Origin of the sequence: Pseudomonas sp. F9001 (assembly GCF_013385435.1) — a bacterium.
Taxonomy (GTDB): domain Bacteria; phylum Pseudomonadota; class Gammaproteobacteria; order Pseudomonadales; family Pseudomonadaceae; genus Aquipseudomonas.
This window is the reverse complement of the sequence record NZ_JACAPX010000013.1, coordinates 188966-200643: the sequence shown is the minus strand read 5'-3', so window position 1 is coordinate 200643 and position 11678 is coordinate 188966. Positions and strand designations below refer to the sequence as shown.

Here is an 11678-nt window from a genome sequence, read left to right as displayed (position 1 = left end):
AAGCCCGCTCCCACATTTTGATTGCATTCCAATTCGGGTTAAGCAGTCCAAGGCGACTTGCGAATCACCTCGACGAAATTCATCGGCTTGAACCCCGGCTCCTGATCCACCAGCACATCGGTCTTCACGTTGCCAAACGTGGTCTGCGGGCGATGGCGCAGGCCGTCGGCAAACGCGCAGATGATGCACTTCTTGAACCCTTCACCCCGTGGATGCGCATGCACCACCGCTTCGCGCTGCACGCTGGTAAACGCCGCGTACTCCATTCCCAGTACGTCCATTTCCACGCCCGCCGTCACCAGCGCCACGGTTGGACGCAAGTGCTTGGGCACCCCCGGTGTGGTGTGCAGGGCGATGGACAACCACACCTGTTCGATGTCGTCATCGCTCAACCCGTAAGGCTTGAGAAAGTCCGCCGCCGCGTTGGCGCCGTCCACTTCAAAGCGTTCGTCGTCACTGCGGTGACCTTCCACCAGGCCCAGGTCGTGGAACATCGCGCCGACGTACAGCAACTCCGGGTTATAGGCCAACTGCTGGCGCTCGCCGCTCAATGCGCCGAACAGGAACACCCGGCGGGAGTGGTGGTAGAGCAGGTCGGATTCGATGTCGCGGATGTATTCGGTGGTGGCCTTGGCCAGGGCGCTGTCCGGGATCTTGATGCCGGCGATGGTGGTGCTCATGGTCGTTCTCCTCAAGAAAGCGCCGGGGTTGGCGCCGATGAGTCCAGTCTGGTCGCGCGCCCGCGAAGGGGCCATCGCGGCGAGGATGCGATCCCGGCCAATGTGCCGCGATATCGCGCCAAGGCTATGCGCGATCAAATGTAGGAGCTGGCTTGCCTGCGATAGCATCACCTCGGTATACCTGATGGACCGCGTCGCCTGTATCGCAGGCAAGCCAGCTCCCACAGGGGTTTTGCATTTATTCAGTTGGAAAAAGGTGTTTCTATCCATGGGCAAAACCGTCGCCATCCTGATCTTCCCCGGCGTCCAGTCACTGGACGTGACCGGGCCCCTGGATGTGTTCTGCGAGGCCAACCGTTTTCTGCCGCCCGAGGCGCATTACCAGCTGGAGGTGATTGGCCTGGGGCACGGCAACATGGCCTGTTCCAACGGCTTGTCGTTGCAGGCACACCGGCATTTCAGCGAGGCCCTCGAGCCTTACGACTTGCTGTTGATGGCCGGCGGGCCGCAGCTGCCCTTCGAGGATTTCGGCCCGGTGTTCAATCAATGGCTGCGGGACGCAAGCGCGCGGGCGAAGCGCTTCGGCTCCATCTGCAACGGTGCCTTCATGCTCGCCCGCGCCGGGTTGCTGGACGGGCGCACCGTCACCACCCACTGGGGCGAAGCTGCCGATCTGGCCAGCTTGTGCCCATCGGCCCAGGTCGAAGCCGACCGCCTCTATGTGCAGGACGGCAACCTCTACACCTCCGCCGGGGTGACGGCGGGCATCGACCTGTCGCTGTACCTGCTGGCCCAGGACCACGGGCCGGAAGTCGCCCTCAGCGTGGCCAAGCGCCTGGTGGTGTTCACCCAGCGTTCCGGCGGGCAGTCGCAGTTCAGCCCGTTCCTGACACCCCACGCGCAAGCCACCTCGGCGGTGGCGCTGGTGCAGCTGTATGTATTGGCCAACCTGACGGGCGACCTGACCATCGCCGACCTGGCCAAAGCCGCCAACATGAGCGCGCGCAACTTCTCGCGGGTATTTGCCCGGGAGGCGCAGATCACTCCGGCGGAGTTCGTCGAGCGGGCGCGGGTGGATGCGGCGCGGGTGATGCTCGAAAGCACCCACGCACCGCTCAAGACCGTGGCGTATCAATGCGGCTTTCGCGATGCCCAGCACATGCGCAGTGTGTTCAATCGCCGGCTGGGCGTGACGCCGCAACAATTCCGGCTTAATTTTGCGGCGCCGGTTTGAGCGTGTCATAGGCTTCCAGGGCGCGCAGCGAGTAGATATACGCCGCGCCGGCATTCAGCGAGATCGCGGTGGCCAGGGTCGCGGCCACTTCTTCGCGGGTGGCGCCGGCCTTGATCGCCGCGTCGGCATGCACGCCGATGCAGCCGTCACAGCGGGTGGTGATGGCCACGGCGATGGAAATCAGCTCGCGGGTCTTGGCATCCAGAACGTTATTTTCCTCGGCTGCTTCCCCCAGCGCCATGTAGGCTTTGACCATCTTCGGGTTGCTCTTGCCCAGCGTGCCAAAGGCTTTCTTCACGGTAGGCAGCAAGTCGGACCAGTTATTGAACATCGTGTTAACTCCTGAACGGGTTGGGTGTGAAGCCAGTGTGCGCGGTTCAGGTTTGGCGCTTTTGTTCGATCCACTCACCTTTTTGACCGATGCTCGCAAATGAACTCCATCGACACCCTCATCGCATTGGCCAACCTGCGGGGCAGCCTGGACCTGCGTTGCCAGTTCCAGGGCGCCTGGGCCATGGACCACGAGCCCGAGCCGCTGGGCGTGGCGCCGTATCACATTGTGCTGGCGGGCACCTGCCGCGCCGAATTGTCCGGCGGGCAGCAGGTGACGCTGGAGGAGGGCGACATCCTGTTGATGCCCGGTGGCGCGACGCACCTGGTGCGCAGCCAGGGCGCGCGGGTAAAGCCGGTGGCGCAGACCGTGATCGAAGGCGGCTTGCTGCCGATCCATCGCCTGGGCGGTGAGCAGCCGGACGTGGACATGCTCTGCGGCAGCTTTCGCTACAACCGCCAGTCGTTGCTGTTCAGTGCGTTGCCGGACTACCTGGTGGTGTCCAGCCGGCAGTGGCAGGCCGATGGGCAGTTGGCGGCATTGATCGCACTGCTGCGCAGCGAGGCGGACGGGCAGCGGCTGGGGGCGCGGTTTTTCATTGATGCGCTGTCGTCGGCGTTGTTCACCCTGATCCTGCGGGCATGGCTGACGCAGCAAGCGCCGGTGGCGGGCACCTTTGCCTTGTTGACCGACAAACGCCTGGGCAAGGCCTGGCAGGCGATGCTGGCGGATCCTGGGCATGAGTGGACCATCGACAGCCTGGCCAGCGCCGCGTCGATGTCCCGGGCGACCTTCATGCGTGGGTTTGTCAAAGTAGCGGGCGTGTCGCCGTGGGTATTGCTGACGCAGTTGCGCATGGAGCTGGCGTTCAACCTGCTGCATCAGTCGCGGCTGAGCCTGACGGATATTGCCGCTCGGGCGGGGTATCAATCCCAGGCGGCGTTCAGCAAGAAATTCAAGGAAACCTACGGTGAGGCGCCGGGGCGGCTGCGAGCACGGTAGACGCAACAACGCAGATCAAAATGTGGGAGCGGGCTTGCTCGCGAATGCGGAGTGTCAGTCACCAGATGTATTGACTGATCCACCGCATTCGCGAGCAAGCCCGCTCCCACATTGGTTTTTTGTTTCTTCAGTTATTGCGGTGTCCGGGCCGGCAACAGCTTGAGCGTACTGCGGGTATTCGCCGTCACTTCCTCATCATTGAAATGCGCCTGCTCATACCCGCCTTCGATGTACGTTTCCGCCTGATCGGAATAGTGCTTGTCGAACGGCACACCACTCTGCCCGACCGGGTTGATGGTCAGCCCATGTGCGGCATCGGCGAAATCAATCAGGCGTCGGGTCGACGGCCCGTACGTCACCGGCCACGGCGCCGGGCCGATCTGTGCGGATTGGTTGTTGGGTACTTCATGGGTGCCGGGAGCGGCAAACGGGCCTACGTTGACGATCTTGTCCAACGGCTTCTGCGAGCCCAGTGGATGGCCGTGGGTCAGGGTGTGGGCCTTGCCCCATTGCCACTGCGATGGATCCTCACCAAAGGTCGCCTTGAGGTGTTGCAGGCTGTTGTCCCAGGCAAGCTTGACGGTCTCGGCGCGGTGGCCATCCCACCACGGCGAATCCGCTGAAGCGGCCAGGCGCGGCAAGGCTGCGTCCACTACCCGGGTGGTGAGCAAGGTCTTGAACATCCCATCGCCCAGTTTCGGGTGGAACGCCGCGTCAGTGAGGTTGAACAGGAACTGGTTGAACAGCGTGGCACTGGTGGAGTCCAGCGGGTAATCGCCTTTCCAGGCTGCCAGTTGCTCCACCAGCTTCAACTGCGCCGGGTCCTTGACCACGTCACGCAGCACCGGCAGCAGCGGTGCCAGCAGCCGTGGCCCGTAGGCGGTGGTGGTGCCGAGCTGCAAGGCCTGGCTGTTGTCCACGTCCCATTTCACGCTGTTGTCGCTCAGTCGCGCGTTCAACTGCTGGCCACGGTCTGCCAGGTTGTAATACCCGGGGATCGGCATGCCGGTGGGTGACGCGGGCTGGGCATTGGCGGACACCACATAACCGCGGGCCGGGTTTTCTTCCTGGGGGTTGGCGCTGAATGGGTAGAAACCGAGCTTGTCCGCCTGGGCGGTACTGCCGTCGAGGATAAACCCCGGGTTGACCCCGGCCGGGCGGATCGGCAATTGCGCCGCCGCCCACCAGCCGATATCGCCCTTGGCATTGGCCCATACGATGTTCAAGCCAGGCGCCTGGACCTTGGCCGCCGCCGCACGCGCTTTGGCGAGGGTATCGGCACGGTTGAGCTGATAGAAACCGTCGAGGATCGGGTTTTCGGTATCCAGGAATGCCCACCACATGGCAATCGGCGTCTTGCCGGCATTCTCGCCGAGCACGTCATTGATGATCGGACCGTGGGGCGAGGTGCGCAGCGTCAGGGTTACCGGGTCCTGGCCCTTGACCGCGATCTGTTGCTCGCTGCTGGTCATGTCCACCCACTTGTCGTGGTACCAGACCTGGTTGGGGTTGTCCGGCTTGACCTTCTCGGCGATCAGGTCGAGGTCATCGTTCTGGAACATGGTCAGGCTCCAGCCGAAATCCTTGTTGTGGCCCAGGAACGCCACCGGCACCAGCGCGTTGTGATAGCCGTAAAGCTCGAAGCCCGGCGCCGACAGCTGCGCCTCGTACCACACCGACGGCACCGAGAAACGGATATGCGGGTCACCCGCCAGCAACGGTTTGCCGCTCTTGGTGCGGCTGCCGCTGATGGCCCAGGCGTTGCTGCCTTCGAACTGGGGCAGGCCGTTGTCGGCCATGGCCTGTTCGCTCAACTGGGCAATGGCGCCGAGGTCTTTCCAGTCACCGGCCGCCAGGTTCAGCGCGCCCTTGGGCTGCCAGTCGAGGTCGAAGACCTTCAGGTAGTCGTTGCCCAACTGATCGCGTACGTAGGTCAGCAAGGGTTCGGTGCGAAAGGCTGCGGCAAAGCTGTAGGCCAGGTAGCCGGCGACACTGATGGTGTCTTCGGCGGTGAACGGGCGCTTGGGGATGCCCAGTACGTCGAACTCCATGGGTTTGGCGTGGCTGTCCTGATACTGGTTCACGCCGTCCAGGTAGGCCTGCAGGGCCTTCCAGGACGCAGACTCATGGTCCATGTGCTCGACGTAGCTCAAGGCGCGCTCGCGAATGCGCAGGCTGCGAAATAGCTTGTCGGTCTCCAGCAGCTTGGGCCCCAGCACCTCGGCCAGCTCGCCACGGGACAGGCGCCGCATGATTTCCATCTGGAACAACCGGTCCTGGGCATGTACGTAGCCGAGGGCGCGGTACAGGTCAGTCTCATTCTCGGCGCGGATATGCGGCACGCCTCGGTCGTCGTAGCGCACCGTGACCGAACCTTGCAGATGGGCCAGCTCCACCGTGCCCTGGCGGGTCGGCTGCTTGCTGTACACGTACCAGCCGGCGCCAACCATAAGGGCTACGAGCAGGATGGCCAGCGCGGTCAGGATGCGTTTCATGGGTTGTCCCTTATTAGTCGGTCACCGTGAAGATTCGGGCAGTTTAGTGGGTTTGGCGAGCGCTGCGGAAAATGCTCTCGGGTTCGTGCTCCCTGAACCTGAGCTGCATGAAGTGGGGGTTCTGAAGTGGGCCGCGGGTGGGCGGAGTATTATGTTTACTCTGTTACATGAAACCAGCGGCGCGATGATTCACCCCGTCATCCGGGCGCGCCTTTGCTATCACTTTCGGAATGCAATTTATGACAGATCCCAGCCGTGCACAGGTGCCTTATGCCTGCTGCATGGAAACGCCATCGCTGATCAGCAATTTTTTGCGATACCCGCCGGTGGGTTTCACTGCCCAGCTGTCAGCACAGGGACTGCCGTACTTTTTCACCCGGTTCGACCTGCAGACCACCGCCGACGATGAGCTGCGTAGCCGCCTGCGCAGTTGGCCGGGGTACCGTTTGTGGCAGTCATGGCTGCATATCGACACCTGTTTTATCGGCACCACGGTCAGCGAATATTCCCCGTTCCCGCTGAACGTACCGCCACAGGACATGGCGCAATGGCTGCAACAGGAGTGTGCACCGCAACGCAAGCTCACCATCGTCAAGGATGTGCCGCTGGATTCTCCGCTGCTCAGCGTTGAGGACAATCGCTATGCACACGCGTTGATCGAGGCCTGCACCGAGCGCGGATTCATCAATGTAGAGGGCCAGGCGCTGGCCTATGTACCGATCGACTTCAGCTCGACGGATGAGTATCTGTCGCGGTTGTCCCACAGCCGTCGCCGCAATATCCGCCGCAAGTTGCGCAGCCGTGATGAGCTGCGCATCGAGATCCTGGACACCGGCGATGCCCGCTTCAGCGATGAGCAATGGCAGCAGGAACTGTATCGGCTGTACAAGGCGGTGTACGCACAGAGCGAAATCCACTTCGACCTGCTCACGCCCGAATTCTTCATCCAACTGTTGACCGATGCCGACAGCGGCGGGCATGTGTTCTGCTACTGGGACGAAGACGAACTGGTCGGGTATAACCTGTGCTACCAGCAAGACGGCAAGTTGCTCGACAAGTACATCGGCCTGAACTACCCGCTGGCGCTGGAGCACAACCTGTACTTCGTCAGCTGGTTTGTGAACCTGGAGTTCGCCCTGGAAAAGGGCCTGCAGTTTTATGTCGCGGGGTGGACCGACCCACAGGTCAAATCCAGCCTCGGCGCCAAGTTCACGTTTACCCGCCATCTGGTGTGGGTGAGGAACCCGCTGCTGCGCAAAGTGATGAACCGTTTCCGGCACCATTTTGAAAGCGATACCCAGTGGCAGCAGGAGCAAACCGCATGAGCCAGGCCCGTCCCGCATTGATCCTCGATTTTGACGGGGCCGTGAATAACATTCCCGGCGCCCTTACCCTGCCGTTGCAAGCCTGGCAGGAGAAGATCCGTTTCGGCTGCCGCTGGGCGCAGTTCAAGGAGCTGGAGAACGCCCTGCACGCGCAGATGCCCAGCGATTACGGCTGTGTGTTTACCGGCAGCGGTGATTATCACCACCTCAGCCAGCTGTTGTTGAACCGTCTTCCCACCCAGCAAAAGATCCAGTTGATCATTTGCGATAACCACCCGGACAACATGCGTTATCCGTTTGGCATCCATTGTGGGTCCTGGGTCTACTGGGCCAGCCGCCTGCCGCAGGTCGAACACGTTCACGTGCTGGGCATTGGCTCGCCGGACATTTCCCTCAAGCACGCCTGGGAGAATCACTGGTCGCCGCTGGTGAAACGCAAGCTGACCTACTGGAACACCAACGTCGATACCCGTTGGTTGAACTGGATCGGCGCAGGCCGCAGCAATCGTGCATTCACCAGCGCGGACGAGTTGATGAGCGCGTTCCTGGCGCAGCTCGACCCTTCGCTGCCGGTGTATCTCTCCATCGACAAAGACGTGCTGAGCCCGCAGGTGGTGAATACCAATTGGGACCAGGGCGAGTTTCTGGAGAAGCATTTGAATGCGCTGATCGACGCCTGCCACGGCAGCATTATTGGCGCGGACATTACCGGCGACGTGTCCGCCTACCACTACCAGAGCAAGTTCAAGCGCTGGCTGAGTGCGTCGGATGGCCAGGAAGAGCTGCCGGAGAACCAGGTGGTGATCTGGCAACAGCAGCAGAATGAGCTGAATGCGCGCTTGTTGACCCGTATCGATCAAAGCTGGGCCTAGCGTTTGAGAATCCGCCGCAGATGATCCAGCACTTGCTCGAACAGCTCGTCCGTCAGCCAGTGGCTATTGCTGATCGACAGTGTCTGGGCGGCGAAGCTTTGCGCGCGGGGGATATCGGCGCCTTGCTGTAACAGCGGGGTGAGTGCCGGGTAGCCCGGCAATACGTGGATGAACAGGCGGGTCACGCCCAGGCCTGCCGTCCACAGCTGCGCCATCGCGGTATCGCGGGTTTGTGCGCTGGGCATCACCACCATCAGGAACGGCCAGGTGCCTTGCTGGCCCGGGCTGTCGGTCAACACCGACACGCCGGGCAAGCTGCTCAACTGCGCCACGCGACGCAAGGCCCGCAGGCGGCCTTGCTGCAAATGCTCGGGTAAGCGGGCCAGGGCTGCGGCGCCGACCTTCTGGCGATAGCCGCCGAGGCGGTGCAACGGAATATCGTTGACGGAAAAGTCGTCGCCTACCGCCGCCACTTCATCGCCCCGCGCCAACGCCGCCCGCAGCGGCTTGCCGTACACGTACCTCAGCCCGCGGGGCTGATACGCCGCAGCATAGCCCCACAGCTCGGCGCTGCGTTGCACTTCCCAGCGCAGGCTGAAGGGCAAGTCCTGCCGGCATTGCTGGTGCAACGCCTGATGCAGCGCCGGATCCCGGCTGAACAACACACCGCCTTCAGCCGTCGTCAGGCCTTTGCCCAGCGCCATGCTGAAAAAGCCGATGTCGCCTTTCAGTCCGACGCTTTTTCCATCATCCAGTGCGCCCATGGCTTGGGCGGCGTCTTCGATCACCGCAATGCCGAGTGGCTCGGCAATGCGCTTGGCAGCCTCCACATCCGCCACACGCCCGGCCAGGTGAGTGACGACGATCGCCAAGGTGTTTTGGTTGCACAGCTGCGCCAGCTGGTGTTCGTCCAGGTCGATGCTGCCGGGCTGCAGATCGCACGCCACCACGCGCAAAGGCGGGCAGTGATGGGCCGCCAGGGCCACCAGCGGGCAGGTATAGGCCGGCACGATAAGCTCGGTGCGCCCCGGCGTGCGCTGCTGCAACACCCGCAGCGCCATGATCAGCGCGGCGGTGCCGGAGCAGGGCAGGGCCGGCAGCGGGATGTCGAGCTGTCGGGCCAGGTCGCGGGCCAGGTCGCCCGAGCGGTTGAACAAGTCCTGCCAGCGCAGGGGAAGCCCCGCCGTTGGCGGAATCTCCCGCTGGCTGACAACGGGCGTCATGACGCCAGCGTCTGCGAGGGTTCGGCCTCGACGGTCTTGCTTTCTTTGTCTTCGCTGCGCGCCAGGCACAGGATGCCCGCAATGATCAGCGCGCCGCCGACGACCTTGGGCAGGGTCAAGGTGTCATTGAACAGCCACACGGAGATCAGCGTCACGCTGATCAGCTCCAGGTGGGAGGCCGCAAACGCCGGGCCCACCGGGGCGTATTTCAACAGCGTCATCCAGGTGAAAAACGCGCCGATGTAGCCCACGAATGCGCCGTAGATCCATGGCGCACCGAACACGCGGATCAACCACGCGGCGTCCATCGTCAGCGGTTCGGCATGAATCGAGGCGAACTTGAAACTGACCTGCGCCAAGGTATCGAAAATGATCAGCGACAGAAAACCCAGGATATAAAACCGTTTCATTACTCGAACCCCACGACGGTCACGCCACAGGCGATCAGCATGATGCCGATCAACCGCCATTTGCTCAGGCTTTCCTTGAACAGGAAACGCCCGGCAATCATGATCACGACAATATTGATGGAGCCCAGCATCACCCCGACCGACAACGGCACCAGTGTCAGGAAGGCCAGCCACAGCACGAATTCGAACACATAGCAGATGATGCCCAGCCAGATCCACGGACGCTTGAGCATATGGCGCCAGTGGGCCATGCCGTCATGCTCGGCGCTGGCGGAGGCTGCGGCTTTGAACGCCAACTGGCCGGACGTATCAACGATGACGTTGAGTATCCAGAGGATGATGGTTAATTGGCTCATGTGTTCCCGTGTCGTCTGCTTGTACGGCTAGTTGCTTACGATACAGGAGCGTGCCGATACAGTTGTTCGAGTTTGTCGAACGAACAGCGTCTGTTCAGCTTGCCGGGTCAGGGTGGAGACGTTTCCCCGTTCCACTCGCAATAACAGCCCACCGCCAGGGTGTGGGTCGCATTGACCTCGCGTCCGCCTTCGAGGGCTTGCAGGATCGGCTCGATAAAGCTGTTGCTGGAGTTACACGTCAACCCTTCGCTGTAGGGCCCGAAATACGCCAGCTTGCCGCTGCGGTCCCAGATGCCCACGGCAGGGCTGGCCGGCAGATGCTGGGCACCGGGCACGGCCTTGAGGGCCTTCATCGAGCCCAGGGTGGCGGGCAACTGCCCGTGGCTGCCGGCTTTCTGCAGGGAATAGAACTCCACGCCCTGGGGGGCGTACTGCTCGATCAACTCGCCAAGGTGCTGCTGGTTGCCGACATTGCAGGGGCAGGCGGGGTCCCAGAAGTGCACCAGGCGGATCGGGCCCGGGCCGGCAAGCTCGGCCGGCAGGCTCAGGCTGTCACCGGAAAACACCGCCGTATGCTCACTGAATGCCCGCAGGTAGCGTCCCTGGAACCAGTCATACGCCGCCCACAACACCCCGGCGCAAATGATCACGATCAGGCTGGCGAAGAGGGTGGTGCGGTAGGGCTGTCGCATTTGGATCAATCCTCGGAGGACGCGTAGCTTGCCATGCTTGCCCTGACAGATGAATATCGCGGCTCGATATTCATCTGTTCAATGCGTTGAAGCCACATTCTGGAAGTTCTTATGCCCGTTACGTTTGACCCTGATCATCTACGCGAAAGCTTGCGCCCACTGGTGGACGCGCAGCCGCTTTCAGCCGAGGCCCGGGTCTACCAGCGCTTCTACGGCCTGGACCTCGCTGCCCGCAAGGTGCCCGCGACAAGCCGCCTGGGGCGGTTTGCGGTGGATGGGTTCGACGTGGTCTGCCAGGTGTGGTGGCCACCGGTGCCGGTGGCGACGATGTTCCTGTTCCATGGCTTCTACGACCATATGGGCCTGTACCGGCATGCCGTGGACTGGGCGCTGGACCAGGGTTTTGTGGTGATCGCCTGCGACTTGCCGGGCCACGGCCTGTCCAGCGGCGAGCGGGCCAGCATTGATGACTTTGCGGTGTACCAGGACGTGGTGCAGGCGTTGTTTGAACAGGCCAAGGCGCTGCAGTTGCCGCAGCCGTGGCACTTGTTCGGGCAAAGCACCGGCGGCGCGATTGTGGTGGATCACCTGCTTAGCCATGGCGTCGACAGCCCGGCCCAGGGCAAGACGTTCCTGTTGTCACCGCTGGTGCGGCCCCGCGCCTGGGGCTGGTCGCAGCTCAGTTATTACCTGCTCCGGCCGTTCGTCAAAGGCATTGCCCGGCGCTTCAGCGATAACACCAACGACCCGCAGTTCAAGCCGTTCCTGGAGGCCGACCCATTGCAGCCACGGCAGTTGCCGACTGCCTGGGTGGGCGCCTTGGCGCGCTGGATCAAACGTGTTGAAGCGGCGCCACGCAGCACGCGGCGGCCGTTGATCGTGCAGGGTGAGGAAGACATGACGGTGGACTGGCAGCACAACCTGAAGGTGCTGCGCAGCAAGTTCGACCAACCGGAGGTGTTGATGCTGCCGCGTGGCAGGCATCATTTGGCGAACGAGATTCCGGAGATTCGGCAGCAATACTTCAGGTTTCTCACCGACCACCTGAAATAACGCAA

General features: G+C 62.4%; 12 protein-coding genes. 5 read left to right on the top strand and 7 right to left on the bottom strand.

Going from position 1 to position 11678, the window contains the following annotated elements; translation table 11 throughout:
• Window positions 1-38: 38 nt before the first annotated feature.
• Complete coding sequence (locus HX818_RS13495; RefSeq protein ID WP_177020268.1) at window positions 39-680, bottom strand: HD domain-containing protein; 642 nt, start codon at window positions 678-680, stop codon at window positions 39-41.
• Between the two features lie 268 nt (window positions 681-948).
• On the opposite strand from HX818_RS13495, the gene HX818_RS13490 reads away from it, so the two are divergent.
• A complete protein-coding gene (locus HX818_RS13490) occupies window positions 949-1914 on the top strand; it encodes a GlxA family transcriptional regulator (RefSeq protein WP_177020267.1) in 966 nt (321 codons plus the stop codon).
• On the opposite strand, the gene HX818_RS13485 is transcribed toward HX818_RS13490, so the two are convergent.
• Window positions 1892-2245 carry a carboxymuconolactone decarboxylase family protein gene (locus tag HX818_RS13485; RefSeq protein ID WP_177020266.1) on the bottom strand — a complete coding sequence of 118 codons (354 nt, stop codon included), beginning with the start codon at window positions 2243-2245 and terminating at the stop codon, window positions 1892-1894. The genes HX818_RS13490 and HX818_RS13485 overlap by 23 nt on opposite strands.
• A gap of 99 nt (window positions 2246-2344) precedes the next feature.
• Here HX818_RS13485 and HX818_RS13480 point away from each other — a divergent pair, with 99 nt between their 5' ends.
• On the top strand, window positions 2345-3247 hold the full coding sequence (locus HX818_RS13480) for an AraC family transcriptional regulator (RefSeq protein WP_102370124.1): 903 nt from the start codon (window positions 2345-2347) through the stop codon (window positions 3245-3247).
• Window positions 3248-3378: 131 nt separating this feature from the next.
• Here the strand turns inward: HX818_RS13480 and HX818_RS13475 are convergent, their stop codons facing one another.
• The gene (locus HX818_RS13475; protein ID WP_177020265.1) at window positions 3379-5742 is read right to left on the bottom strand and encodes a penicillin acylase family protein; all 2364 of its coding nucleotides are present in this window, start codon (window positions 5740-5742) and stop codon (window positions 3379-3381) included.
• A gap of 239 nt (window positions 5743-5981) precedes the next feature.
• Here HX818_RS13475 and HX818_RS13470 point away from each other — a divergent pair, with 239 nt between their 5' ends.
• Both HX818_RS13470 and HX818_RS13465 read left to right on the top strand, forming a co-directional pair.
• Window positions 5982-7067, top strand: a complete 1086-nt coding sequence (locus HX818_RS13470; RefSeq protein WP_177020264.1) for a GNAT family N-acetyltransferase — start codon at window positions 5982-5984, stop codon at window positions 7065-7067.
• Window positions 7064-7939, top strand: a complete 876-nt coding sequence (locus tag HX818_RS13465; protein WP_177020263.1) for a hypothetical protein — start codon at window positions 7064-7066, stop codon at window positions 7937-7939. The genes HX818_RS13470 and HX818_RS13465 overlap by 4 nt, the downstream gene beginning before the upstream one ends.
• Here the strand turns inward: HX818_RS13465 and HX818_RS13460 are convergent.
• The 4 genes from HX818_RS13460 to HX818_RS13445 all read right to left on the bottom strand — a co-directional run bounded on the left by HX818_RS13460 (window position 7936) and on the right by HX818_RS13445 (window position 10620).
• Window positions 7936-9162: a DegT/DnrJ/EryC1/StrS family aminotransferase gene (locus tag HX818_RS13460; protein ID WP_134327492.1), complete on the bottom strand. Its 1227-nt coding sequence runs from the start codon at window positions 9160-9162 to the stop codon at window positions 7936-7938. The genes HX818_RS13465 and HX818_RS13460 overlap by 4 nt on opposite strands.
• Window positions 9159-9572 carry a multidrug efflux SMR transporter gene (locus HX818_RS13455; RefSeq protein ID WP_003213866.1) on the bottom strand — a complete coding sequence of 138 codons (414 nt, stop codon included), beginning with the start codon at window positions 9570-9572 and terminating at the stop codon, window positions 9159-9161. The genes HX818_RS13460 and HX818_RS13455 overlap by 4 nt, the downstream gene beginning before the upstream one ends.
• Window positions 9572-9928, bottom strand: coding sequence for an EamA family transporter (locus HX818_RS13450; protein ID WP_003213864.1), 357 nt, complete (start codon window positions 9926-9928; stop codon window positions 9572-9574). The genes HX818_RS13455 and HX818_RS13450 overlap by 1 nt, the downstream gene beginning before the upstream one ends.
• 107 nt (window positions 9929-10035) lie before the next feature.
• Entirely contained in the window at window positions 10036-10620 is a 585-nt protein-coding gene (locus HX818_RS13445; RefSeq protein ID WP_003213861.1) for a DUF6436 domain-containing protein, read from the bottom strand.
• A 111-nt stretch (window positions 10621-10731) separates the two neighbouring features.
• Between HX818_RS13445 and HX818_RS13440 the strand changes: the two genes are divergently transcribed.
• Complete coding sequence (locus HX818_RS13440; protein ID WP_177020262.1) at window positions 10732-11673, top strand: alpha/beta hydrolase; 942 nt, start codon at window positions 10732-10734, stop codon at window positions 11671-11673.
• Window positions 11674-11678 lie beyond the last annotated feature (5 nt).